Genomic DNA, 24,050 nt, shown 5'->3' on the forward strand with positions numbered 1-24,050 from the left:
GCCTGGGTCTCGTCATAGCCTTGTCCTTCTTCACCATGACCAGCGTCGAGTTTGCGGTTGGATGGCTGGCGATCTACGCATTGCTCCAGTGGGTCGAGCTTCAGATCTTCAAACCCCGAGAGCGACCCGAAGATTGGGTCCCTGACGTGGATTGGTGTTGGCGCGCGGTCGGCTTCATCAGCCTCAACAATATCGTCTTTGGGGCGTTCGCCGCTCGCCAGGCCTTCAGCGGATCGGAACTCGGTCTGGTCGGCGCCGCTCTGCTGATCGCGGGCGCCATCGTCAACGGAGTGATGGTCAGCGCAGGTTCGCGTCACCTCACTTGGGCTTCGATCGGTCCGCAAATTCTTTGTTTCTGCGCTCTTGCCGTGTCGACGATCACCGCAGGCCACTCCGTCCTTCTGGCGATGCAAATCGGGGGGGCAAGCCTTCTATTCGTTCTGGCGGCCACGGCGGCATCGTTTCAGCTGTCCGCCAAGCTCAAGGAGGCCGAGGACGGGCGTCAAGCGGCCGAGGCCTCCAACATCGCCAAAAGCCAATTCCTCGCGAACATGAGCCATGAAATCCGCACGCCCTTGAACGGAGTGGTCAGCATGGCCGAGATGCTCAGCCGCTCGAGCCTCGGTCCAGGGGATCGAGAGATGGTCGACATCATCCGGTCTTCGGGGGACACCCTCACCAATCTCTTGAGCGATATCCTGGACATGGCGAGGATCGAAGCGGGCGAGGTTGCCCTGGAGGAGGTTCCTTACGCCTTCGGCGACATGCTTCGCGCGACCTGCGTCCTCTTTTCGCTGAAAGCAGAAGACAAAAACATCAATCTTGTCCTGGATTTACCACCCGAGCTCGATCGCTGGATTGTCGGCGACGCCTTGCGAACGCGTCAGGTGATCAGCAACCTGGTTTCGAACGCCATCAAATTCACCTCGCTTGGACAAGTCACTGTCACCGCGCGGTTGACTGCAGACGGTCGGGTGCGTCTGAAGGTGTCCGACACCGGCATCGGGTTCGACGTCAACACCAGCGCGAACATCTTCGCCCGTTTCCAGCAGGCGGATGGATCGATCACCCGCCGCTTCGGGGGGACGGGGTTAGGCCTATCGATTTCGCGGGACCTCGTAATCCTGATGGGGGGAACGATGGCCTGCTCCAGTGTTCCCGGTGTGGGGTCTGAGTTCTGGGCTGATCTGCCCTTTGTTTTGTCTGAGGGGGATCAGCCTGATCCATTAGGCGTTGATCCGTCCGCGCCGCTGGACCGGGCCATTCGGATCCTTGTCGCGGACGACCACGCCATTAATTTGAAGGTCGTCGCTTTGATTTTGGACCAGGCGGGCATCGAGACGGAAACCGTCGAGAATGGCTTTGAGGCGGTTGCGGCTTTCCGGGCCGGGTCTTTCGACGCGGTGCTGATGGACATGCAGATGCCGGTGATGGATGGGCTGACAGCGATCCGCGAAATCCGAAAAATCGAGCGAGATTTAAGTCTCGGGCACACGCCAATCGCGGTGCTTTCCGCCAACGCTATGGCCGAACATATCGCTACTGCAATCCAGGCCGGCGCCGACATCCACATCGCCAAGCCGATCAAGCCGACGGGGCTGCTTGATACTCTAGAGCGTATGCTGGCCGAACCCGGCTCCGCGGAACAGGACGGGGTTGCAGTTCGGTAAGGCGAGGCTGATTGGGGCGTAGGATGACCCAATAGGGTCGCGCTTGTCGTAAACTGGCAGTCGGCGAAAAGAATATCGGATAGAGAGGCAGTACGCCGTTCTCCGCGGGACGCGGTCGATTGATTCTCCGAGCAACAAACCTGAGTTGGTCTGTCGTGTTCTAAGACCGGACCGGCTTAACCGCTCACGTGGCGTCTTTTGGGCCGTCCAAGGCTATGGCCAAATGTGGGCTGTGGGCTGCATTGAACGTTTGGGTGTGCTTCTATGCCCCGGTTAAGTTACGAGGTCTTTTCGTGTCGAACCGGAGCTCCTCTCGCTTCCTGGACCGCCTTCTTTCGACCGGCGGCGAGGCCGGGCGCGTCCTGGCGCAACGGGATTGGGGAACATCGACTCTCTGCCATCCTGACACCTGGCCGGCTCCACTTCGCTCTGTCGTAGAGCTCATGCTGGGTTCCAAGTTTCCGATGTTTGTCGCTTGGGGGAAGGAACTCGGTTTTATTTATAACGATGCCTATGCTGAGATCCTCGGCGACAAACATCCCTACGCGATGGGCGCGAGGTTCGAGGAAATTTGGCGAGAAATCTGGTCAGACATCTTGCCACTCATCGAGGCTGCCCTGTCCGGAAAAGGAACTTATCAGGAAGATCTCCCTCTTTTCATGAATCGCCGAGGGTATGATGAAAAGGCCTGGTTCACCTTTTCATATTCTCCGATCCACGACGAGAACGGCGAAGTCGCTGGAATGTTTTGCGCCGTCGCGGAGACGACCGCCAAGGTGCTAGCCGAGCGACGTCAGAACTTCGTCGTGGACCTAAGCGATACGCTGTCTCAACTCGTCGATCCAGTCGAGGTGACCGCCGCTGCGGCGAAGCGTCTGGGCGAGCATCTCAAGGTGGGCCGCGCCGGCTATGGCGAGATCAGTGACACCGGCGATGTCGTCAGGGTGGCGCGCGATTGGACCGATGGTTCCATGGCGTCGCTTGCAGGAGAGGCCCGCGTGCTCGACGCCTTTGGCCCTGAAGTCATTTCCGGGCTCAGGCGCGGCCGCACGTTGACCGTGGAGGATTGCCAAACCGATGTCAGGACGTCATCGCTGGATTATCTGTCGACGTGGGACAGCATCGGCGTACGCAGTCTGATCGTCGCCCCTCTTCTCGATGACGAACGCCTTGTAGCGATCCTTTATGTCCACTCCGACGTTCCGCGGGCGTGGTCCGATCTGGACGTTCGTCTGGTCCAGGATGTTGGCAGTCGGACTTGGTCGGCCGTCGAGCGCCTGCACGCCGAAGGCGCCTTGCGCGCAAGCGAGGCGGCGCTCGCGGACGAGGTCGAGGCCCTGGAGCGCCTGCAAGGCATCAGCACACAACTGGTCGGCGACGAGACTCCTGAGACGATCTACGGCGCCATCCTGAAAGCAGCGGCCGATCTAATGGGTTCGGAATGCGCCAGCATCCAGATGCTCGATACAGTGGGAGTGCTGCAATTGCTCGCCCATCACGGCTATGATCCGCGCTCCGCGAAATATTGGCAGACGGTTGACGCCAGCTCGGGGAGCACATGCGGGATCGCCTTGACGACGGGGCAGCGGGTCGTCGTTCCGGATGTGGAAGCCAGCGGCCTTCCGGACGACAGTGGAGATTTGAAGTCCTATCGCTGGTCCGGCATGCGGGCGGTGCAGACGACGCCGCTCCTGTCACGCTCGGGCAAGCCGCTGGGTATGCTTTCGACGCACTGGAAGCATCCCTGCACACCTGCACCTCGGGACCTCAAATTGTTTGACGTCCTGGCCCGACAAGCAGCCGACGCGATTGAGCGGGCGATGACCCAGTCGGAACTGCGCGAGAGCGAGGCGAGGCAAGCGTTCCTACTTTCCTTGTCTGACGCCTTGCGTAGCCTGAAGTCGCCGAACGCGATCGCGTCAGAAGCGGCCAGACGGCTTGGAGAGCGCTTCAATCTGAGCCGAGTTTTCTACGCCGAGTTCTTCGGCACCGTCATGAAGGTGGAGCAGGACTTCACAGACGGGGTGGAGTCTATCGTCGGTGAGCATGATCTTGAGGCGTTCGGCCCGGACCTTCTGCGCGCTTATCACGAACGTCAGATCGTCAAGGTGGACGACGTCCGCCGAGACAGTCGATTCAGCGAAACCGCGCGCGCCGGACTTCTGGCGCGTCAGGTCGGCGCCTACCTGGATGTCATTCTCTATCAAGATGATCGTTGGGTGAGCGTTCTGGCTTTGCAGAGCGCTGCGGCTCGCGTGTGGACGGCTTCGGAAGAAGGTCTGTTCCGCGAAGTCGGCGAACGCGTGAAGGCGGCCATCGACCGTATCCGCGGGGAGGACCGGCTTCGCGAATTGAACGACACGCTAGAGCATCGGGTGGTTGAAGCCATGGCCGAGCGGAACTTGCTCGCTAGGCTCGTCGAGATGACCGACGTCATGATCATGGCGGTGGATCTCGATTACAAAATTCTCGCACTCAATAGCGCGAACGCCGATGATTTTGAGCGCGTCTACGGTGTGCGACCCAAACCTGGCGACAACATGCTGGATTTGCTCGCTGACCAACCGGAGCAGCAGGAGCAGGTGCGTGCCGGCTGGGGCCGGGGGATGCAGGGCGAACCCGTCACCTTCGTGGAGGACTTCGGAGATCCCGACCGGGCCCGGCCCTATTACGAAGTGACATTCAGGCCGCTGCTGAACGAAAGCGGCGCGCAGGTCGGCGTCTATCAATTCGCCACCGACATCACAGAGCGTCTTCGCAAGGAAGCACAGCTTGCGGAAGCACAAGACGCCCTTCGGCAATCGCAGAAGATGGAGGCGATGGGTCAACTGACAGGTGGAGTCGCCCACGATTTCAACAATCTTCTAACGCCCATCGTCGGGTCGCTCGATTTGCTACAGCGCAGGGGGCTGGGTGGAGAGCGCGAGCAGCGCCTAATCGAGGGCGCTATCCAATCAGCGGAACGCGCCAGAGTTCTTGTTCAACGCCTCTTGGCCTTCGCGCGACGCCAGCCGTTGCAACCTGTACCGGTAGACCTCTCGCGGCTGGTCGCCGAGATGGGGGAGCTCATCGCCAGCACCACGGGTCCGCAAATCAGGGTGTTGGTGGAGGCTGCCGCGAATTTGCCGCCGGCGAAGGCTGATCCGAACCAGCTGGAGATGGCCTTGCTGAACCTGGCGGTCAATGCGCGCGACGCGATGGAAGACAAGGGCGGCACGCTTCGAATCTCGACCATGGTCGAGACCGTTGCGGCAGGCCACCGGGCGAAGCTCTATCCGGGCGCCTACCTCTGCCTGTCCGTCGCCGATACGGGGTCGGGAATGGACGAGCAGACGATCGCTCGCGCGATTGAGCCATTCTTCTCCACCAAAGGTGTCGGCAAGGGGACAGGTCTCGGTCTGTCCATGGTGCATGGCCTCGCCTCTCAGCTGGGCGGCGCGCTGACGATCCAGAGCAGGCCGGGTTACGGCACGAACATCGAACTCTGGTTGCCCGTCAGTGAGGCTGGCCTTGCACAGGAGGAGTCTGGGACGGCTCTCGCACGCCTTCCGGGAATGCGAGGAACAGCAATGCTCGTTGACGACGAAGAGCTAGTCCGCATGAGCACCGCCGATATGCTGACGGACCTCGGATACGCTGTTTTGGAAGCCGCTTCAGGTGAGGAGGCGCTTCGTCGGATTATGGCCGGCGAAGATCTGGATCTTCTAGTCACGGATCATATGATGCCTGGCATGACCGGAACTGATCTGGCTCGGCAAGTGCGTAGCCTCCACCCCCAGTTGCCAGTGCTCTTGGTGTCTGGCTATGCCGAGCGGGAAGGCGTGGATCCGGATCTTCCCAGACTGACCAAGCCGTTTCGACGAGATGAGTTGGCTGCCACTCTCGCACCCCTAGAAATGAGCCGGGCGAAGACCGCCTAGGCCCGATCGGTGGAACCACACCAACACCATCATTCGGACCCCTCTGGTGGTCAGAATTTGGCGCATCCCCTTCACATTGCTCCCTATCGAGATGAGGGCGCGACCGCCTTGCGGAACAGGTAGGCGGCCGCCAGCCAGATCAGAGTGAAGATGATGCTGAGCACAATCACAGGGCGTGGCCAGTTTTCAGAACCCTCGCCCCAGCCCTGCACGACCGCCAGGAAGCCGATCGCGATCTGAAGCGCGGCGGCGCAGAGCATGCTCCGAGACAGACCTCCCGCGCGAAAGCAGCTCAACGCTGCGCCTAGGAAAGCGACGGCGATGACGGCCAGATACAGCAGGTTCGCCGGATGATCCTCCGGCCCAATGATGCCCACGGCAGCGTTTATCCAAAGCAGAAGGAGGGCAGCAAGGACAGCGAGGCCTGCGCCGATGCGGTACGACCAGTCGCCCGACGCCCACACCGCCAGTTCGGTAATGATGCCGCCGCCGACCAAGAGGACGCCCGCGAAAACGAAGTCGGAGGCGGTCCACTGGACTTCGTCGGTGAACCGCATGGCGACCGCGGGCGTAATCAGGAGAACCGCCACCACGGTCCAGCCGATGACACGCAGCGTCCGGGTGAGGCGGCCGTTTCGGGTCGCGTCGTGGTCGTTGGTCATTGTCTTCTTATCCGGCTTGGGTGAGGCTCGGACGATGGCGACGCGGGGCGTGAAAGTCCTGAGGGCCAAATGAGGAAACCCTGACATCGTGGCTGGCGCCTATTGCTTCGATCGTTTCGAGCTGGACCCGACGGACCGCCGCCTGACCGCGGACGGACAGGCAATAAAGCTGTCCGGGCGGTATTTGGACGCGCTGATTCTTTTGGTCGCCGAAGAGGGGCGGCTGGTCAGCAAGGCGCGCTTTCTGGACGAGGTCTGGAAGGGCGTGCCGGTGACAGACGAGGCGTTGACGCAATGCATACGGTCGCTTCGCAAGGCCTTGGGCGATGAGGCGGGGCGGCCCCGATTCATCGAAACGGCGCCCAGGTACGGCTACCGGTTCATTGCGCCTGTTACGCGTGTCGAGGCGAACTTGCCGGTCGGTGTGAGACGCTCCATCGCGCTGCATCAACACTCGTTTGAGCCTGGTCCTCGGGCTGCAAGCTTGAAGCGCCGCGAGGCCCTTGAGCAATTCGTAGGACAGGGCCGGGCCGGACTGCTCGGTGGTGGGGCTGCAGGGCTTATAGGAGGCCTGGCTTATGGAGTTGCGGGCGTGGCGGGCAGTGCAGGCGGGGCAATGTCCGGTCTGTTAGTGGTGGCCGTCCTGACGGCTGTGATTGGAATGATGGGCGGTGCAGGGGTCGGCTTCGGCGTGGGGTCGACGGCGTTCATTTCCAGGCAGGCTAAGGCCTGGCTTGTGATCGGCGGCGCATTCGGAGGAATAGTCGTTGGCGCAGTTGTACGGCTCGTCGGGCTGGACGCCCTTTCGCTATTGTTTGGCGCCGCGCCAGACGCGATGACGGGAGCGGGCGAGGGCCTGCTGCTTGGAGCCGGCATTGGCTGCGCGATCTGGCTCGCCCATGGACGCCAGCGGGTCGCTATTCTGGTCGGAGCCGCCCTGACCGGTATGGCGGGATCCGTCGCCTCTATGCTGGGCGGTCATCTGATGGGCGGCAGTCTGGCCGCCTTGGCCGAGCAGTTTCCTCAAGCGCGCCTGCGGCTGGATGATTTGGGAAGCGTGTTTGGCGAGGAGACATTCGGGCCTGTCAGCCAAGCCGCGACGGCTGGCATGGAGGGTGCGCTGTTCGGCGCGGCGGTGGTGCTGGCCCTGACCCTGGAACGCCGACGTAGCGGCGATTGTCGCTAACATCGCGCAAAAACTAAACACACGAATCCGGTCCTCGCGATCTTGCGAACAACCAAGCCTTTGCAGCCCGTCCGAATGTCATGTTTCCGGCGGGCCACCAACGTCTGATGCTGGCACGCCTCTGACCCTACCGCTTACTATATGGAGGAAGCGCAGAAGCCGCGGTCGCTGATCGGCTGGGCCCCCTTGGTCTTGATGAAGTCCACAAAGGCCCTGAGTGGGGCTGGCACGTGGCGATGACCGTGATAGGATAGGAACGGTCCGGAGAAGTCCTGCCACCAGTCCGGCAGGACCGGCTCCAGGGCGCCGCTGTCCAGATGCGGACGCAGCCAGTCCTCGAACAGGAAGACGACGCCCGTTCCGGCCAGCGCGGCTTGCACCGTGAGTTCGACCCCGGCACCTAGGTTGACGATTAGGGGACCCGGCGGGTCGATCATGACGATCTCGCCCTCCCGTTCGAATTCCCAAGGAAGAAGGGCGCCGCTGGAACCCCGACCTCGCAAGCAGTGGTGCTGTAAAAGGTCGCGCGGATGCTTGGGACGGCCGCTCCGGTCAAGATAATCGGGCGCGGCGGCCGCGGCGAAGCGTTGGCGGCGCGGGCCGATGGGGACGGCGATCATATCCTGTTCCAGCTTTTCCTCGTAGCGGATGCCGGCGTCACAGCCGGAGGCGAGGACATCAACGAACCGCTCGTCGATCACCAGTTCAAGGACGACATCGGGGTAGGCCTTGAGAAAGGCGGGGATGATGGCCGATCGCCAAGGCTCTTCACCGTGTCCAACGCAGCCTCGACCTCGCCGAGCGCCGGCGTCAGGCGGTCCAGCAGGCGTCGGCCTGCTTCTGTGGGGACGACGCTGCGTGTCGTGCGGTTGAGGAGGCGGACACCCAGACGGTCCTCCAGCCGCCGCACCGTCTCGCTGAGCGCTGAGGCGCTGAGCCCTGTGGCGCTGCCCGCCTGTCGAAAGCCGCCCGCCCGAGCGACAGCGACGAATGCGTTCAGGTCCGCGAGATCGGTCGCCATTGTTCGTCGTTTCGCACAGCCTGTTTCGATTGCACTGACCTATCTCACGGAAGAGATGGGCGCACATAGAGGCTCGCACGGGACAGGAGACAGATGATGAACACGCTTGATACCGCAGGAACATTCACCCTAGGCGACCGCAAGGTGCGCCGCATGGGCTATGGCGCGATGCAGCTGGCGGGGGCTGGCGTGTTCGGCCCGCCGCGCGATCGCGAGGCCGCTGTTGCCGTGCTGCGCGCCGCTGTGCAGGCCGGGGTCAATCACATCGACACGTCAGACTTCTATGGCCCGCACGTCACTAACCAGATCATCAAGGAGGCTCTGCATCCCTATGCCGATGACCTGGTCATCGTGACGAAGATCGGAGCACGCCGGGATGAGACGGGCGACTGGCTGCCGGCGATGTCTGCGGCCGAGCTGGCCAGCGCGGTCCAGGACAATCTGCGCAACCTTGGTTTAGAGGCGATGGACGTCGTGAACCTGCGCATCATGGGCTCGGGCGACGGCCATGGACCAAGCGAGGGTTCGATCGCCGAACCCCTCTCTGCCCTGATCGACCTCAAGAAGCGGGGGCTGGTCCGCCATATCGGTCTCTCGACCGTGACCCCGACCCAGATCGCCGAGGCGCAGGCGATGACGGAGATCGTCTGCGTCCAGAACCTTTATAATCTCGCGCACCGCGAGGACGACGCCATGGTCGCCGATCTCGCTAAGGCGGGCATCGCCTATGTGCCCTATTTCCCGCTGGGGGGATTCACGCCGCTGCAATCGGAAGCCCTATCCGAGGTCGCGGCCGAGTTGGAGGCGACGCCGATGCAAGTCGCTTTAGCCTGGCTACTGCAGCGGTCACCGAACCTTCTGCTGATCCCCGGCACCTCGTCGGTTGCGCACCTGACCGAGAACCTGAAGGCGGCCGATCTGGTGCTATCGGCCGAGTCGGTGGCGAGTCTGGAGTGCATCGGGGAGGGGCGTATCGTTGCGGAGGAGGGGAGCCAGGTCCAGTGAGAGGGCAAAAGCAGGCGTGAAAGTAGAAACGAAAAGGAAAGATAATAAAACCTTGGTGTGCAGAAACTGCACACACGGTCGCGTAACTATTTGAATAAAATCAACAACCTATCCGATCCATCATCGGGGCGATGGACAGCGTGCGGGAGGCTTTCAGGGACATGGGGTTGCGGCTTGACCGGCGATGCAGGGGCGACTGCGGGTGCCCATACGCCATTTCCGCGCTGCCGTGAAATCAGAGCTCCCAATGCACAGGTGTAGCCGGAGAGGCGTCCCGTGCCGGATCACACGGGACGCTTTGGTCACGCTTAGCGACGCGCGCGCAGTTCCAGTTCGCCGATGCGGCGGCTCAGGTAGGCCGCGTCGTCGGACGAGGGGCTGGTGCGGCTGTAGGCGGCGTCCAGGCGAGCGAGATCGCCGGCCTCGACGCGGATGTCGGCGGCTTCAGTGCGGCTGACGGCGCCCGAGCGTTCGGCGGCGGTCAGGGTGGTTTCCAGGTTCGCCAGACGGGTGCGGGCGGGCAGGTTGGCGGACGGCGTCTGTCCGGCTGGGCCGTCGCCGACGCGCAGGTCCAGGGCGTCCAGACGGGCGTCCAGATCGGCGCGCTCGCTGGCGCTGATCGATCCATCGGCGCTGTAGCGGCTCTCCAGCTGGATCAGGGCCTGATAGTCGGATTTCAGGCGCGTCGCCTCGGTGCGGGTGATGCGGCGCGCGGTTACGGCGGCGTTGACGCGGGTGTCGAACTCCGCACGGCCCTGGGCGACGGTGTCCATGTCGGCATAGCCCGAGGCGCCGGCTTCAAGGGTCTGGGTCAGGGCGGTGTAGCGGGCGTTCAGATCGGCGCGTTCCTGGGCCGAGATGCCGCCGACGGCATATTGGTTCTCCAGATCGACTAGGGCGGAATAGTCGGCGCGCAGGCGCGTCGCGGCCGAGGCGGAGACGCCGCCGGCGCGCACGCTGGCGTCCACGCGGGTCGAGAACTGGCTCTGGCCGTCACGCAGCGGACGGCCGCCGCGCAGCCAGGCCTGATCCATGGCCGACAGGCCCAGACGATCGCCGAACAGGGCGCCCACGACTGCGCCCAGCCGATCCTGGGTCGTCGAAGGATATTGCGTCTGGGCGACCGCAGCGCCGCCCGCGAGGGTCAGGGCGGTGGTGGCGATCAGGGCGAGGCGGACGTTGCGCATGGGGAGGCTTCTTGTCGGTTGATGTCAGCCGACAAAACGGCGGTCGTCCGGCTTGGTTGCCTGCCGGCGCTTCAGTCGCGGATGAAGTGCGGCACGAAACGCGAGGTGTTTCTCGTGATGCGCCCGGTATCCTCCCGCAGGCTGATGCCCGCGGGTTCCGTTCCCACCACCCAAGACCCGACGATCACATGGTTGCCGTCGAACACGGGCGGATCGCACAGCGCCTGGCGGATGTGACGCCCCTCGCCATAGCCGCCGTCCACCACCTCTGCGGCGCTGACGCCCTGGTCGATCAGTTCGACATTGTCGCCCTCGCGCGAGAACAACGGCTTGCGCACATAGGACGAGCCCAGCGCCGCCTCGGCCGGATCACCCTCGAAATAGCTTTCCAGCAGGTTGGGGTGGCCCGCATGCCGCTCCCACAACAGAGGCAGGATGGCCTTGTTGGACAGGATGCTCTTCCACGCCGGCTCCAGCACGGTCACGTCCGCCGTAGGCAGGGGCGCGGCGTAGTCGTCGCGCAGCATCTGCTCCCACGGATAGAGCTTGAACATCGCCTGGATGATCCAGTTCTCGTGGTCCACGAACCGGCCGTCGGCGTTCAGCCCGATCTGGTCGATGGCGACGAACTGGGGCTCCAGCCCGGCCTGTTGGGCCAGGTCTTCCAGGAAGCGCACGGTCTGGCGATCCTCGACGAAATCGGCGTCCGAGGCGAAATGCACGAAGCCGCCGCTCGGGAAGATGGCGCGGAATCGATCGACCAGCTTCTCATGCAGGCTGTTGAACTGATCCGCATCGGCGGGCAGGGCGCCGGCCTTGATCTGATCCTCCAGCCACAGCCACTGGAACACCGCCGTCTCATAGATGCTGGTCGGGGTGTCAGCGTTATATTCATACAGCTTGGCCGGCCCCGTCCCGTCCCCCGAGCCGGCATAGGCGAAGTCAAACCGGCCATAGAGGGACGGATCGCCCCGCTTCCAGCTGTCGGCCACATAGTCCCGCATGGTCTCGGGAATATCGAGCTGTTCCATCAGCCGCTCGGACTGAACCGCCTCGTTGACCAGCTCCAGGCACAGGCCGTGCAGTTCCTCGGTCGGCGCCTCGATCCCATCCTCGATCTCGGCCAACGAAAAGGCATAGGCCGCCGTCTCGTCCCAATAGGGCTTGCCGTCGGTGTGGCGCCAGGTGAAGCCGAGTTCCTCGGCCTTGGCGTCCCAGTCGGTGCGGGGATCGAAGCGTAGACGCTCCATGGATCAGGCCGGGTCTTTGTCGGGGGTCGATTGGCCGATGCGCGGCGTGACCACGGTCACCTCCGGCTGGCTCAGGCGGGCCAGGACGTCGTCGGCCGAGGAATGTCCTGGCAGGATGCCGGCCTCGCGCAGCTTGGCGTCCAAGTCCGCGCCGGTGCGACGATCTTCCAGCGCCTGGCTGGCGTTCAGCTTCTCTTCCTGGATCGCCTGGCGCTGTTTGATGCGTTGCAGGCTGTCCGCCGCCGAGCCGATGCGCGACTGGGCGCCGGCCGAGTTCAGGGCGACCGACGTCTGGGCCTTCTGGACGGAATCGTTGACCTTGACGATGTCGATCTCGCGACGAAGCGTCTCGATCTTCTGGTCGGTCGAGGCGATGGCCGTGCGCAGGCGCGTCTCGGCCGTCTTCATGTCCTCGATCAGCGGACCGCGGCTGGTGATCTCGACCTCCAGCTCGGCGATGCGGCCGGCGACTTCGCGCGCCAGATCAGTCTTGCCCTGACCCAGGGCTGTGCGGGCCGAGCTTTCGTATTTGGCGATCTGGTCGCGGAAGCTGGCCATCTCGTTTTCGGCCATGCGGCGGCGCGCCACCAGGCCGGCCAGGTCATCGCGGGCCTTGCCCTGGGCGTTGTCGGCGTCGCGGATTTCCTGGTCGAGGATCTTCAGCGCATTGGCGTCGACGACGCCCTGGGCCGCATCGTGGGCCGAGCCGCGGAACAGGGCGGACAGTTTTCTGAGCATGGACATGGTCGGTCTTCCGGGATCAGGCGGCGTCGGCGCCGAAGGTTTCACGCAGTTCGGTGGCGTCGATCGCATTCTCGGCCAGGGTGCGCAGTTCGATCAGGATGGTCTGAAGCGTCGTCTTGCAAGAGAGTTCGCCCATCAGTTCATACACGTCTTCGCCGCCGACGTTGGTGATGGCGAAGTTGGACAGGGGCACCACGCGCTGGGCCTTCAGCAGAAACTCGTTGAAGGCGTGGCGATCCTTTTGCTCGGCGACGGGCCACAGCAGCACCGAACAGACGATCTGGGCGCCGCCGACGCTCAGATAGACCGGCAGGTCGCCATATTCGTGCATGGTCGCCAGCAGCACCGGCTCGGCGCCCTCGACCACGCGCAGGGTCATTTCGCCCTCGCGCAAAAGGGTGGAACCGTCCAGCGCCGACTTGATGGCGGGCACGGTCCAGGGGGTCTCGATCACGGCGTCCATTTGATGGTCGTCTCCAAGGGTGATGGAATCGGAAGTGGGGCGGCGCGGGCGCCCCGCAAGCTGCGGCCCGCGTGTTGAGTCGGTGACGATGGCGCGCACGGCCGCCTTGACGTCGTCGCGGGCGGCGGCCGGCACCCAAAGCTCCAGCTTGACCAGGCCCGCCTCACGGCGCGCCTGTCGCCACGCACGGATGCGGTCGTTGGCGGCGGACGAGGGCGATGTGTCGGTCGTCATATCGTTACATGAAACGCGTAACATGAACGCTTGACTTGACGCAAGATCGGACGGAATGTCGCGCCATGAACCGCCTCATTCGGTCGCATCGCTTCTGTTCGCTCGCCGTCGGCGCGCATCGGGCCTAGATAGTCGCCCATGTTCAAGAAGCTTTTCGGATCGTCGGAGAAGGCCGCGCCCGCCAATCGGCTGGCGACGGTGCGCAACATCACCGTGGGCCGCACCGTGTCGTTGGATCCGCTGGCCTGGCGCAGGCTGGGCGACGAGACGCATTTCACCCTGGATCGCGACGTGCTGGACATCTCGGCGCAGGGGTTGGTCAGCCTGGACAGCGGCCAGTTTGTCCATCGTTTCTACACCGACGACCACGTCATGCTTCAGGCCATGAGCGACGACGAGGCCGGGCTGGAATCCTACGACTTCAGCCTGTTCGTGCCCTGGACCTCGGCCTTTCCGCCGGGCGAGCGCGAACGCCGCATCTGGCGCGACCGACTGTCGGCGCCGGTCTTTCACGGCGCGGCCGAAGAGTTGCCCGACTATCCCCGCTTCTGGTTCGCCGAGAGCGACGCCATCCAGCCGCCAGTCACCCTGTGGGAGACGATCTGGGACGACCGCGCCGCCGCCACGCCCTATGCCAAGATCTTCCAGACCTGCATGTTGTATGCGCGCGAGTTGGGTGGCGGGCGCGAGCTGATGCTGGCCCTGGAGCAGCAGCCCGAGGGCGGCGAAACCACGCACGAAATCATGATCGGCATTCCGCTGGAAATGGCCGAGTTCCGCGCCTGAGCGCGCAATCCGAGGGGCAAGACCGATGTTCGACTGGTTCATTTTTCAGCAGGGGGCGATCGCCTTCCTGATCGCCTTCGCCATGGCGGGCGCCTTCACCCTGGCCTTCAAACTGATCTACCAGTGGGTCACGCCCTATCACGAACATACGCTGATCCGGGAAGGCAACACGGCCGCCGCCATCGCTCTGGGGGGCGCCCTGATCGGTTATGTTCTGCCTCTGGCCTCGGCCCTGTCGCACACTGTCAGCCTGATGGAGTTCGCAGCCTGGGCCCTTCTGGCCGGCGTGATCCAGATCGTCGTCTTCGTCGCCATCAGCCGCATGGCCTTCCGCAATCTGGTCGTCCGCATCGAGGCGGGCGAGATCGCCGCGGCCGTCTATCTGGCCTCCATCTCCATCTGCGTCGGCCTGCTCAACGCCGCCTGCATGACGTCGTGAACCCATGACCGACCCCAAAGACCTTTCCAAGACAGACACCATGCGCCGGCTGAAGCGCTCGCGCGTCCTGCACGTCAGCAGCCTGATGGCGACCGCCAGCTTCTCGCTGGCCGCCTGCGGTTCGCCCCAGCGCGTGCCGGCGCCCGAGCCCGAGCCGACCCTGGCCTATCAGTCGTTGGACGAGTGCAAGGCCGCCAACGACATTCCCGACAACGAATGCGACGCCGCCCTGACCAAGGCTCAGCAGGAGGCCGCCAAGACCGCGCCGCGCTACGCCACCCGCGAGGAGTGCGAGGGTCAGTGGGGACCGTCGCAGTGCCAGCCGAACAACAACGGTGGCTCCTTCTTCACCCCGCTGCTGACCGGCTTCATCGTCGGCCAGATGCTGAACGGCGGCGGCTATCGCGGCGGCGGACCGCTGTACCGCGACCGCGAGGGGCGGCTGTCGAACGGCTATGGCGGCGGCTACGCCTACCGCGACTATCGCACCGGCAAGACCCTGACCAACGCGCGCGAGCATGGTGACGTCGCCCGTCAGGCCCCGACGCGGGTGCAGAGCCGCACCACCGTCGTCTCGCGCGGCGGCTTCGGCGGCGGCGGCCGGGGCTACGGCGGCTGATACAGTTCTGGCGCCGGGCGCCGGTCTTCCCCTAATAGGGATCGCTCTCACGCTTCACGACAGACCGGACCGCCTCGCCTCATGACCGCATCGCCGCCCCCGAATGGAGGCTTGGACGTCGAAAGCTGGGGCGACCCCGAGGATCCCATCGTCCTGCTGATCGGCGCGCCCGAGCATCTGTCCGGCGACTGGCGCCGGTCGGTGCGCGCGCTGGTCGAGGCCGGCCGCCACGTCATGCTCGCAGCCGATTTTGATGAAGCGGACGACAGCTCCGCCGCCCTGCGTCGACTGCTGACCGAGCTTCCCTCTCGCCCGGCCATCGTCTGTTCCGACACGACTCTGGGCGCGGTCGCGCCTGCGCTCGCCGTCACCGGCCCGGCCCTGGCCAGCTGTCTGATGGTCGTCGCCGAAGGGCAGGGGGCTGTCTCGCCCGAGCTTGAGACACAGTTGGCCGGCGTCCCGATCCAGACGATTGCGCGAGCCGAGGCGTCCGACGCGGTCGAGGCCGAGAACGCCGCGCTCCTGGGCTTCCTCGAACGCCACGCCCCGCGCGACGCCCTGCATTATCAGGCCGGCTCCGACCCGCGCACCCTGCGCGACGCCCTGGGCTGTTTCGCCACCGGGGTCACGGTGGTCACGACCCTGGACGAGGCCGGACAGCCCGTCGGCCTGACCGCCAACTCCTTCTCCTCGGTGTCGCTGGACCCGCCGCTGATCCTGTTCTGCCTGGCCCGCTCGTCCACCAATGTCGACCGTTTCCGCCAGGCCGAACATTTCGCCATCAACGTCCTGCATATCGGCCAGCAGCCGACCTCCGGCGTCTTCGCCCGGTCCCAGGCCGACCGGTTCCAGGACGTGGCGTGGGAGACATGGGACACCGGCGCGCCCATCCTTTCGGGCGCCCTGGCCAGTTTCGAATGCGGAACCGAACAGATCGTCGAGGCTGGCGATCACCTAGTCATCATCGGCCGGGTCCGGCGCGCCCGGTTCGAGCCGCGCCGCGATCCGCTGCTCTATTTCCGGGGCAAGTATCGGCGGCTGCACTTTTCCTGACGCTTTGAATTGATCGGGCGGATCGCTATCTGTCCCCGCAAGCAAGAGGAACCGCTCCATGTCCGATCCCGTCGTCATCGTCTCCTACGCCAGAACCCCGATGGGCGGTTTCCAGGGCGCGCTGTCGGACGCCAAGTCCACCGACCTGGGCGCCGTGGCGGTCAAGGCGGCGCTGGAGCGCGCAGGGCTGGACCCGAACAAGGTCGAGCAGATCATCATGGGCTGCGTCCTGCCCGCCGGCCTGGGCCAGGCGCCGGCGCGTCAGGCGGGGATGGGGGCGGGCCTGCCCGTCACGACCGAGGCGACCACGATCAACAAGATGTGCGGCTCGGGCATGCAGGCGGCCATGATGGCGCACGACGCCCTGGCGGCCGGGTCCGCCGACGTGATCGTGGCGGGCGGCATGGAGTCCATGACCAACGCCCCGTATCTGATGCAAAAGCACCGCGGCGGCGCCCGCATCGGCCACGACGTCATTTCCGACAGCATGTATCTGGACGGGCTTGAGGACGCCTACACCCCCGGCAAGCTGATGGGTCAGTTCGCCGAGGATACGGCCAAGGTCTATCAGTTCACCCGCGAGCAGCAGGACGCCTACGCCATCGAAAGCGCCGGCCGGGCCAAGCGCGCCCAGGAATCAGGCGCATTCGACGCCGAGATCGCCTCGGTCGAGGTCAAGACACGCAAGGGCCCCGTCATCGTCGATCGGGACGAACAGCCGACCAGGTCCGACCCCTCCAAGATCCCCAATCTGAAGCCCGCGTTCGGAAAGGACGGCACCATCACCGCCGCCTCGGCCGCCTCGATCTCGGACGGCGCCGCCGCCCTGGTCATGATGCGCCAGTCGACGGCCCAGGCCCTGGGCCTGACGCCGATCGCCCGCGTGGTCAGCCAGGCCGCCCACGCCCACGAGCCGCACCTGTTCACCACCGCCCCGGTCTTCGCTCTGCAAAAGGCGCTGAAGAAGGCGGGTTGGAGCGCCGACGACGTGGATCTGTGGGAGGTTAACGAGGCCTTCGCTATCGTGCCGATGATCGCCATGCAGGAACTCGGCATCCCCCACGACAAGATCAACGTCAACGGCGGCGCCTGCGCCCTGGGCCACCCACTCGGCGCCTCCGGCGCTCGCGTCCTGACAACCCTCCTGTCCGCCCTCAAAGCCCACGGCAAGACCCGCGGCATGGCCGCCCTTTGCATCGGCGGCGGCGAAGCCACCGCAATGGGCGTGGAGTTGGTTTAGGGGAGGCGTTTAAGCGTTGGCGGCTGGTCAGCCCTGTCCCGCATTGGGCAGGCAGGTGGGGTCGGGCGCCAGCGTTTCTTCCGCCTTGAAGCCGCCCAAGCCATCGTTGGTCAGCCGCAGGGTGCTCTGCGCGTTATAGGAACCGCCGCTCAGAGCCTTGTCCGTAAAGCAGACGATGAAGCCTTCGGGCGTCCATCGAATAGTTCGCAAACCGACGATCCAGTCGCCGGGGCGTTCCAAGGTTACGCCGTCGTCGCGGGTCACAAGGCGGGCGAAGCCCCAATCGTGAGGACGCTTCAAGCCTTCGGTTCTGGCAGAGCCGGTCGAGTTGCGGAAAGAGGTCAGGTCCAGGCCGCTCAAAAGCCGCAGCGGCGTTAGGTCAGAAGGCGGTGGAGGAATCAGCGGCGCCCAACAGTCAAGCAGGGCGGCGACGGTGGCGTGGCCCCACTGGGCGAAAGCTCCGCCCTTGGCCGTGAGCTCGACGCTAGCGCCATCGCCCTGAAGCCCGGTGAACGTCACCTCCGTTGAAAAGCCGTCCTTCATCGTCGGTCCCATCGGAATGGGGTCTGACGCTACGGTCAGGGCGCGCGCCCGCAATGCTTGGCCGGATACGTTGCCGAACGCCAAGGCAGCGTCGCGAAGGGCCGGGCATTGATCCGAGGTGATACTATCGGTCCGGCCTTCGGATGTCCTCACAGCCCGCCAGGTCCGCATCTCTATCTCCCGCCGGTTTCGCCCGATGTGCGGTGTATCGGGTTCAATCACGATCTCATGCGGCAGCGTGTAATAGGGATCTCCTGTCACCCTAATCGTGGCTAGCGTGCCCGAAGTCTGCGCTCGTAAGGATCCCACGGCAGCGATGGCCGCCAAGGCGACGGCGAACGATGTGGAAAGCTTGATGACCATGGGGTGAGCGTGATCCGCATCGCGTCATTCTGCAATAGTGCAGACCATGCTCAAGCCGCGAACGCCGCCCGGATCGGCTGCACCGTCTGGTCGGGCCGCTTCACCGGCAGGTCGAAGCTGACGACCGTGCCGACGCCCGGCTGGCTTTCCATGCTCAGCTGACCGCCATGCATTTCGATCAGGGACTTGGTCAGGGCCAGGCCCAGGCCGGTGCCCTGGGTGGTCTTGGAATGCTGGCCCTCGACCTGTTCGAACGGGCGGGCGAGGCGCACCAGGTCTTCGGGCGCGATGCCGATGCCGGTGTCGGCGCAGGCGACGCGGACGCGGTCCTCGCCCTGCGCGCCCACGAAGGGTTTCAGCGACACGACGATGGAGCCGCCCTCCGGCGTGAACTTCACCGCGTTGGAGATCAGGTTCAGCATCACCTGTTTGACGCCGCGCTGATCGGCCTCGATGTCGGGCAGGTCGCCGGCCTCGACCGCGATCTTCAGGCCCGCTTCCTGCACCTTGCCGCGCATCAGCCGCACCGCGTCCTCGCACACCTCGCGCAAGGACACCGGCTCATAGTGCAGGGTCATCTTGCCGGCCTCGATCTTGGCCATGTCCAGCACGTCGTTGATCAGGCTGAGCAGGTGTTGGCCGGACTTCAGGATGTCGCCGGCGTAGCCCTTGTATTTGTCGTTCAGCGGCCCGAACAGCTCGCTGGCCATGATCTCCGAGAAGCCGTTGATGGCGTTCAGCGGCGTGCGCAGCTCGTGGCTCATATTGGCCAGGAACTCGGACTTGGCCTGGTTGGCGGCCTCGGCCCGGGTCATGGCGACCTCGTATTTGCGCGCCAGCAGCGACAGCTTCTCCTGGCTGGACTCCAGCTGATCGACGGTGGCCCGCAGATCGTCGGCGGCGCGGCGGCGCTCGGCCTCCTGGCGTTTGATCGCGGTGATGTCGGCGGCGGTGACGACCGAGCCGCCTTCGGAGGTGAACCGCTCGGACAGTTGCAGCCAGCGCCCGTCGTTCAGCTCGACTTCGCGCAGGCCCGCACGACCGCTGGCCGGACGATGTTCGGCCTTGATGGCCAGGCCGGCGATCCGGTTCAGCTCGTCCTTCATGGCGCCGCGCCGCACCACGCCGTGATCGAAGCCGAAGGCGTCCTCGAACGCCTGGTTCCACAGGATCAGCCGCCCCTGACGATCGAACAGGACGAAGGCCTCGGAGATGCTCTCCACCCCGTCGCGCAGCCGGCTTTCGGCGGCCTGGGCGGCGGCCTTGGCGCGGCGGGCCTCGGTGATGTCCAGCGCGACGCCCAGGATGGCGGAAAAGCCCATGTCGCCGCGCTCGCCGCGCGCCTGGCCCCGCGCGTCGATCCACCGCGCCCGCCCGTCCGGTCCCGCCACCGGGAAGGTGATCTCAAAGGCGCCATAAGCCGCCGCCTGGCGCAGGGCGTGGCGGAAATCTTCCTGAAAGCGGGGATGGACGCAGCCGATCACATCCTCGGCGTCGGTCACACCGCCGCGCGAAAAGCCCAGCAGGGCGGCCATATAGTCCGACAGCGATACCTCGCCCTTGGCCAGATCCCACTCCCACACCCCGCACCGCGCGGCTTCGACGGCGATGCGGAACCGCTTTTCGGTGGCCACCCGTTCGCGGTGCTGGCGCGTCTGGCGCAGGCCATAGAGGACGAACAGGACCACGACCCCGACCCCCAGCAGCAGCGGCGCGAGCACCACCCAGGCGTCGTCGAAGACGGAGGCGGTCGTCCCTTCCGAGATCGCGACCGCGTACGGACCACCCGCGCGGGCCTGAGCGGCCGCAGCGAGGCCGGCCTGGCCCCCCAGCGTCAGGGCGCGCGGTTCGGCCTGGTCGACCAAGGCCGAGGCATCGATGCCGATCAGGGTGCGGATGGGTTGGCCGATCTCGGCGGCGCGTGCGGAGGCCAGCACCACGCCGCCCGCCGACACGATCCGCGTCTCGCCGCCTTTCGGCAGGACCGGCGCGATCCGCGCCTCCAGCCTCAGACCGTCGGCATTGGCCTGGCCGACGACGACCGACCCTTCGCCCTTGGCGGCCTGCACCGTCTCGCCGGGACCGACCAGGGTGAAGGCGACCTTGGGCGCGGCGGCCTGCGCGGCTTCGACGACCTCTATGGGCGCGCGGTTGGCGGCTATGGCGGAGCGGCCCGCGGCCAGGCCCGCATCGGCCGACTGGATCAGCACCGCGGTCTGGCTGGCGACCAGTTCAGCGTTCAGCTTCAGATTTTCGGCTTCCAGGCGGCTGATTTCGCGGGTCGGCCGGCTGAACTCGCGCGACGCCATCAGGGCATAGGCGGCCGCGATCAGCGCAAGGACCAGGACGGCGATCCGCAACCAGGCGGGCGCGCCGGCGGCGCGGTCGGAGGCGCGACGCCCCGACCGATTTTCCCGCCGCTCCTCGTCCCGCAAGCCCCGACCCTCCGACAAACACTTCGTTGCGGGAATCTAGGCTGCGTCGCGGATTCGTGTCGAGGCTCGGCGCGCGCTTTTAACGGGTTTTTAAGCGGCGGCGACCGGCGACAGCAGGCGGTCGGGCGCGGGCTCCAGCACTCGCGTCACCCCATGCAGCACATCACGCGCCTGTCGGGCCAGGGTCAGGACGGCCGGCGGCGCATCGTCCGGCGTCTCGGCGACCAGATCCACCAGATCCTGGGCCACGCGCATCAGCTGCGGCGCGGCGGCGATCAGGCGGGCCTGAAACTCGATATGCTGGGGATCGCGGTCGTATTCGGCGCCCGGTACGCGCCAACCGCCCCAGTCCGCCCGATCGGTGACGACAACCGGATAGGTGCCGGGGTGGGGGTGATGCAGGCAATCCTCGGGCAACTGCCATTTGTTGCGCGCGCGCAGCAGCCGCCACTCGCCCAAGCCCTGGTCCGAGGCCGGATCGTCGGTCGCCAGCAACAGTTCGTTGGCGGTGAACTCGCGCCCCAGCCCGACGTCATAGGTGACGCGCACGGGCTCCTCGAACCCCTTGGCCCAGACGGGCTGGACCTGTTCGATAAAGGCCCAGGCGCCGACGCACTCGACCCAGACCTTCTGACCCTTCTGGAACTGCGCGCGCGCCATGCCATCCTCCGATATCCGAAGGAACAGCATGAACGACGATCCTTGACGCCCGGTGTCGGGGCGCGGTTACGCAGGTCTTAACGCGAGATGCTTTCCAGCGTCTCGCCGGCGTATTTCTCCTTCACCCGCGTGGACAGGTCGCCCAGCGAGACCACGCCGACCACGCGGCCATGTTTGTCCACGACGGGGGCGCGACGGATCTGCTTGGCGCCCATCAGGTCCAGCACGACCTTCAGGTCGTCGGTGTCCAGCACCGTCTGCGGATCGCGGGTGATGAACTCCACCACCGAGGCGCTCGAGGCGGCGCCCGTCGCCAGGGCGCGCACCACGATGTCGCGGTCGGTGATGGTGCCGATCAGCTGATCGCCGTCCGCCACGGGCACGAAGCCGAAGCCGCCCTTGGCCATGCGGCTGGCCACGTCCTGGATGGTGTCGGCGGGGCGGGCCAGGTGCACGTCCTTGGTCATCACGTCGCGGATCTTCATGGCGGGTTTCCTTGGTTGAAGCGTTGCGCTGGAAAACCCGCCGCGAGCGTGGCGGTTCCGGTCAGGGCGTCCGCATCGGGGGAAGGCCCTGGGCCGCCCGCACCAGCTGAACGAACTCGGCGCGGTCGCCATAGGGGTCTTCGCCCCTGGCCCCTTGCGCCTGATCGATGATGCGGTCCCAGCCATAGTCGGCCGTCATCCACGGATCGCCCCGCAGCTTCTGACCGAAGCCGGCGACCGCGATGGCCCAGCGCGTGGCTTCGGGCGGCTGGGCGCTGACCGGCCCGCCCGCGCGATTGGTCAGCGGTTGCTGGATCAGCTCCGAGCGGCTCTGGCCCGGCTGTTTGTAGCGCACCTGGATGAAGCCGATCTCGCCGTTCGGATCGCCGCCGCCGACCCCGATGCGGTTGTCGGGATAGCGCCGATCGGGGATCTGCGTCGGGCCGCCGACGGGGGTGATTTCGTACAGGGCCGTGACGCTGGCGCCCGATCCGACCTCGCCCGCATCGACCTGGTCGTTGTTGAAGTCTTGCTCATTCAGCAGCCGGGTCTCATAGCCGATCAGCCGCCATTCGGCGACGCGGGCGGGGTTGAACTCGACCTGGATCTTGACGTCGTCGGCGATGGGGAAGGCGCCCTTGTCGAAGGCCGGTCCGAACAGCCGGCGCGCATCCCTCAGGTCCCCGACATAGGCCGCGACCCCATTGCCCGCCTGGGCGATGGTCTGCATCCGCGCGTCCTGATAATTCCCGCGCCCGAAGCCGTAGACCGACAGATAGATGCCGGTCCCGCGCTTTTCGGCGACATAGTCCTCCAGCCGCTTGTTGTCGGTCACGCCGACGTTGAAGTCGCCGTCGGTGAACATCAGGATGCGGTTGACCTTGTCGCGGGCGAAGTTCGCCTGGGCCTGATCATAGGCGTTGGTCATGCCGGTCGCCCCGGCCGTGCCGCCCGAGGCCTTCAGGCTGGCGACCGCACAGCGCATCTTCAGCTTTTCGTCGCCCTTGGTCGGCTGCAGGGTCGTGCCGGCGCCTTCCGCGTAATAGGTGACGGCCACGGTGTCCTGCGGCCTCAGCCGATCGATGGCCAGATTCATCGCCTTCTTGGCCAGATCCAGCTTGTCGGGGCTGCCCATCGAGCCGGAGACGTCGACCAGGAAGGTCAGGTTCAGCGGCCGCTGCTCGCCCGCCGGCAGTTCATAACCTTGCAAACCGATGTGCACGATCTGACGCCCGTCAGCCCAGGGCGAGGCCGCGACCGCCGTAGTGATGGCGAAGGGCCGGCTCTGGCTGGTCGGCCGGACATAGTCATAGTCAAAGGCGTTGATCAGCTCCTCCACCCGCACCGCATCCTTGGGCGGCGCACGACCCTCGTCGATGAAGCGCTTCACATTCGAATAGGACGCCGTGTCCACGTCGATGGAGAAGGTCGACACCGGCTGATCGCTGGTCCGCTTCACCGGATTGGGCGTCGCATCCGGATAGCGTTCGGTGTCGACAGGGGGCGGCGTCATCATGCCGGGCGACGTCGGGGCGCCTGGTGATCGCGTGATCCGGGAGGCTGTGACGACAATATCTTGGGCCGCCGTCGATGACGGCGCGGGGGCAGGCGATGGAGGGGGCGGCGGCGGCGGTGGAGGAGGCGGCGGAGGCGGCGGTGGCGGTGGCGGTGGGGCACCGTAGGGGACGCGATCTTCCTTGCGGGTCGGCGTGATCCTCACCGGCGGCGTCGGCGGACCGGCGCGCGGCGCGGGTGGTGCGACGACAGGCTCAGGCGATCCCAACTCAAAGCCAAGAGGCCGGCACGCCGCCGGCGTCGGCTCGCCATCCAGCGGCTTGGCCAGGGCGACGCTCGGCACGGCGACCGGCGGCGCGGCGAACGACAGGCTCAGAACGGACAGCGCCGCCATCTTGATGATGCGGGACATGGCTTCCTCCGGTTGTTGTCTTGACGCCAGTCGCGGGTCGTCATGGGGCGAAACTGTGGCGCCAAATCCCCCTCGACGCACGATGATCTTTCAGCGTGTCTTTCGTGTCCTCTCGCAATCGTCGCTCAGGACCTCCACAATAGAGGCCAAGCTTGGGG

The 24,050-nt window shown here is 65.5% G+C and carries 21 protein-coding genes; 9 read left to right on the forward strand and 12 right to left on the reverse strand.

The genetic code is table 11. The features are described from left to right. Positions 1 to 1,670 (forward strand): ATP-binding protein (locus RT123_RS04585; RefSeq protein WP_313008094.1); only part of this gene is annotated, 1,670 nt, incomplete at its 5' end. A 443-nt stretch (positions 1,671 to 2,113) separates the two neighbouring features. Continuing rightward, positions 2,114 to 5,590, forward strand: coding sequence for a GAF domain-containing protein (locus RT123_RS04590; RefSeq protein ID WP_313008095.1), 3,477 nt, complete (start codon positions 2,114 to 2,116; stop codon positions 5,588 to 5,590). Positions 5,591 to 5,673: 83 nt separating this feature from the next. Here RT123_RS04590 and RT123_RS04595 read toward each other — a convergent pair whose 3' ends face one another. Further along, positions 5,674 to 6,252, reverse strand: coding sequence for a hypothetical protein (locus tag RT123_RS04595; protein WP_313008096.1), 579 nt, complete (start codon positions 6,250 to 6,252; stop codon positions 5,674 to 5,676). Positions 6,253 to 6,340: 88 nt separating this feature from the next. On the opposite strand from RT123_RS04595, the gene RT123_RS04600 reads away from it, so the two are divergent. Beyond that, on the forward strand, positions 6,341 to 7,438 hold the full coding sequence (locus RT123_RS04600) for a transcriptional regulator (RefSeq protein WP_313008097.1): 1,098 nt from the start codon (positions 6,341 to 6,343) through the stop codon (positions 7,436 to 7,438). A gap of 137 nt (positions 7,439 to 7,575) precedes the next feature. Here RT123_RS04600 and RT123_RS04605 read toward each other — a convergent pair whose 3' ends face one another. Together RT123_RS04605 and RT123_RS04610 are read right to left on the reverse strand one after the other, a co-directional pair. After that, a complete protein-coding gene (locus RT123_RS04605) occupies positions 7,576 to 8,139 on the reverse strand; it encodes a LysR substrate-binding domain-containing protein (RefSeq protein ID WP_313008098.1) in 564 nt (187 codons plus the stop codon). Next, positions 8,136 to 8,459, reverse strand: a complete 324-nt coding sequence (locus RT123_RS04610; protein ID WP_313008099.1) for a LysR family transcriptional regulator — start codon at positions 8,457 to 8,459, stop codon at positions 8,136 to 8,138. The genes RT123_RS04605 and RT123_RS04610 overlap by 4 nt, the downstream gene beginning before the upstream one ends. 96 nt (positions 8,460 to 8,555) lie before the next feature. Here RT123_RS04610 and RT123_RS04615 point away from each other — a divergent pair, with 96 nt between their 5' ends. Further along, positions 8,556 to 9,464, forward strand: coding sequence for an aldo/keto reductase family oxidoreductase (locus RT123_RS04615; protein WP_313008100.1), 909 nt, complete (start codon positions 8,556 to 8,558; stop codon positions 9,462 to 9,464). 308 nt (positions 9,465 to 9,772) lie between these two features. Here RT123_RS04615 and RT123_RS04620 read toward each other — a convergent pair whose 3' ends face one another. From RT123_RS04620 to RT123_RS04635, 4 genes are all read right to left on the reverse strand, one after another. Next, on the reverse strand, positions 9,773 to 10,651 hold the full coding sequence (locus tag RT123_RS04620; RefSeq protein ID WP_313008101.1) for a hypothetical protein: 879 nt from the start codon (positions 10,649 to 10,651) through the stop codon (positions 9,773 to 9,775). A 71-nt stretch (positions 10,652 to 10,722) separates the two neighbouring features. After that, entirely contained in the window at positions 10,723 to 11,901 is a 1,179-nt protein-coding gene (locus tag RT123_RS04625; RefSeq protein WP_313008102.1) for a glutathionylspermidine synthase family protein, read from the reverse strand. 3 nt (positions 11,902 to 11,904) lie between these two features. Then, complete coding sequence (locus RT123_RS04630; RefSeq protein WP_055803477.1) at positions 11,905 to 12,645, reverse strand: PspA/IM30 family protein; 741 nt, start codon at positions 12,643 to 12,645, stop codon at positions 11,905 to 11,907. A 16-nt stretch (positions 12,646 to 12,661) separates the two neighbouring features. Then, the gene (locus tag RT123_RS04635) at positions 12,662 to 13,342 is read right to left on the reverse strand and encodes a DUF2170 family protein (protein ID WP_313008103.1); all 681 of its coding nucleotides are present in this window, start codon (positions 13,340 to 13,342) and stop codon (positions 12,662 to 12,664) included. A 138-nt stretch (positions 13,343 to 13,480) separates the two neighbouring features. On the opposite strand from RT123_RS04635, the gene RT123_RS04640 reads away from it, so the two are divergent. The 5 genes from RT123_RS04640 to RT123_RS04660 all read left to right on the forward strand — a co-directional run bounded on the left by RT123_RS04640 (position 13,481) and on the right by RT123_RS04660 (position 17,479). Beyond that, on the forward strand, positions 13,481 to 14,128 hold the full coding sequence (locus tag RT123_RS04640; protein WP_313008104.1) for a DUF2491 family protein: 648 nt from the start codon (positions 13,481 to 13,483) through the stop codon (positions 14,126 to 14,128). 25 nt (positions 14,129 to 14,153) lie between these two features. After that, complete coding sequence (locus tag RT123_RS04645; protein ID WP_017506364.1) at positions 14,154 to 14,567, forward strand: DUF350 domain-containing protein; 414 nt, start codon at positions 14,154 to 14,156, stop codon at positions 14,565 to 14,567. A gap of 4 nt (positions 14,568 to 14,571) precedes the next feature. Continuing rightward, positions 14,572 to 15,186, forward strand: coding sequence for a DUF1190 domain-containing protein (locus RT123_RS04650; RefSeq protein ID WP_313008105.1), 615 nt, complete (start codon positions 14,572 to 14,574; stop codon positions 15,184 to 15,186). A gap of 111 nt (positions 15,187 to 15,297) precedes the next feature. Further along, positions 15,298 to 16,239: a flavin reductase family protein gene (locus RT123_RS04655; RefSeq protein ID WP_313008106.1), complete on the forward strand. Its 942-nt coding sequence runs from the start codon at positions 15,298 to 15,300 to the stop codon at positions 16,237 to 16,239. A gap of 58 nt (positions 16,240 to 16,297) precedes the next feature. Further along, positions 16,298 to 17,479 (forward strand): acetyl-CoA C-acyltransferase, encoded by a 1,182-nt coding sequence (locus tag RT123_RS04660; protein ID WP_313008107.1) that lies wholly within the window; start codon positions 16,298 to 16,300, stop codon positions 17,477 to 17,479. 27 nt (positions 17,480 to 17,506) lie between these two features. On the opposite strand, the gene RT123_RS04665 is transcribed toward RT123_RS04660, so the two are convergent. The 5 genes from RT123_RS04665 to RT123_RS04685 form a co-directional block, all read right to left on the reverse strand. Continuing rightward, positions 17,507 to 18,385, reverse strand: a complete 879-nt coding sequence (locus tag RT123_RS04665) for a hypothetical protein (protein WP_313008108.1) — start codon at positions 18,383 to 18,385, stop codon at positions 17,507 to 17,509. Between the two features lie 50 nt (positions 18,386 to 18,435). Continuing rightward, positions 18,436 to 20,820, reverse strand: a complete 2,385-nt coding sequence (locus RT123_RS04670; RefSeq protein ID WP_313008109.1) for an ATP-binding protein — start codon at positions 20,818 to 20,820, stop codon at positions 18,436 to 18,438. Positions 20,821 to 20,910: 90 nt separating this feature from the next. Continuing rightward, entirely contained in the window at positions 20,911 to 21,480 is a 570-nt protein-coding gene (locus tag RT123_RS04675; RefSeq protein WP_313008141.1) for a hypothetical protein, read from the reverse strand. A 77-nt stretch (positions 21,481 to 21,557) separates the two neighbouring features. After that, positions 21,558 to 21,965, reverse strand: a complete 408-nt coding sequence (locus RT123_RS04680; protein ID WP_055752885.1) for a CBS domain-containing protein — start codon at positions 21,963 to 21,965, stop codon at positions 21,558 to 21,560. 61 nt (positions 21,966 to 22,026) lie between these two features. Next, entirely contained in the window at positions 22,027 to 23,892 is a 1,866-nt protein-coding gene (locus RT123_RS04685) for a VWA domain-containing protein (RefSeq protein WP_313008111.1), read from the reverse strand. Positions 23,893 to 24,050: the final 158 nt, after the last annotated feature.

This window comes from Brevundimonas vesicularis (assembly GCF_032067225.1).
GTDB classification, from domain to species: Bacteria; Pseudomonadota; Alphaproteobacteria; order Caulobacterales; family Caulobacteraceae; genus Brevundimonas; species Brevundimonas vesicularis_F.

What these genes read in the sequence shown, in the direction of transcription:
- RT123_RS04650 (WP_313008105.1), top strand. Translation starts at nt 14,572, where the DNA reads ATGACCGACCCCAAAGACCTTTCCAAGACAGACACCATGCGCCGGCTG.
- RT123_RS04660 (WP_313008107.1), top strand. Translation starts at nt 16,298, where the DNA reads ATGTCCGATCCCGTCGTCATCGTCTCCTACGCCAGAACCCCGATGGGC.
- RT123_RS04595 (WP_313008096.1), bottom strand. Translation starts at nt 6,252, where the DNA reads ATGACCAACGACCACGACGCGACCCGAAACGGCCGCCTCACCCGGACG.
- RT123_RS04625 (WP_313008102.1), bottom strand. Translation starts at nt 11,901, where the DNA reads ATGGAGCGTCTACGCTTCGATCCCCGCACCGACTGGGACGCCAAGGCC.
- RT123_RS04620 (WP_313008101.1), bottom strand. Translation starts at nt 10,651, where the DNA reads ATGCGCAACGTCCGCCTCGCCCTGATCGCCACCACCGCCCTGACCCTC.
- RT123_RS04640 (WP_313008104.1), top strand. Translation starts at nt 13,481, where the DNA reads ATGTTCAAGAAGCTTTTCGGATCGTCGGAGAAGGCCGCGCCCGCCAAT.
- RT123_RS04615 (WP_313008100.1), top strand. Translation starts at nt 8,556, where the DNA reads ATGAACACGCTTGATACCGCAGGAACATTCACCCTAGGCGACCGCAAG.
- RT123_RS04590 (WP_313008095.1), top strand. Translation starts at nt 2,114, where the DNA reads ATGCTGGGTTCCAAGTTTCCGATGTTTGTCGCTTGGGGGAAGGAACTC.
- RT123_RS04680 (WP_055752885.1), bottom strand. Translation starts at nt 21,965, where the DNA reads ATGAAGATCCGCGACGTGATGACCAAGGACGTGCACCTGGCCCGCCCC.
- RT123_RS04675 (WP_313008141.1), bottom strand. Translation starts at nt 21,480, where the DNA reads ATGGCGCGCGCGCAGTTCCAGAAGGGTCAGAAGGTCTGGGTCGAGTGC.
- RT123_RS04645 (WP_017506364.1), top strand. Translation starts at nt 14,154, where the DNA reads ATGTTCGACTGGTTCATTTTTCAGCAGGGGGCGATCGCCTTCCTGATC.
- RT123_RS04635 (WP_313008103.1), bottom strand. Translation starts at nt 13,342, where the DNA reads ATGACGACCGACACATCGCCCTCGTCCGCCGCCAACGACCGCATCCGT.
- RT123_RS04665 (WP_313008108.1), bottom strand. Translation starts at nt 18,385, where the DNA reads ATGGTCATCAAGCTTTCCACATCGTTCGCCGTCGCCTTGGCGGCCATC.
- RT123_RS04610 (WP_313008099.1), bottom strand. Translation starts at nt 8,459, where the DNA reads ATGGCGACCGATCTCGCGGACCTGAACGCATTCGTCGCTGTCGCTCGG.
- RT123_RS04630 (WP_055803477.1), bottom strand. Translation starts at nt 12,645, where the DNA reads ATGTCCATGCTCAGAAAACTGTCCGCCCTGTTCCGCGGCTCGGCCCAC.
- RT123_RS04685 (WP_313008111.1), bottom strand. Translation starts at nt 23,892, where the DNA reads ATGTCCCGCATCATCAAGATGGCGGCGCTGTCCGTTCTGAGCCTGTCG.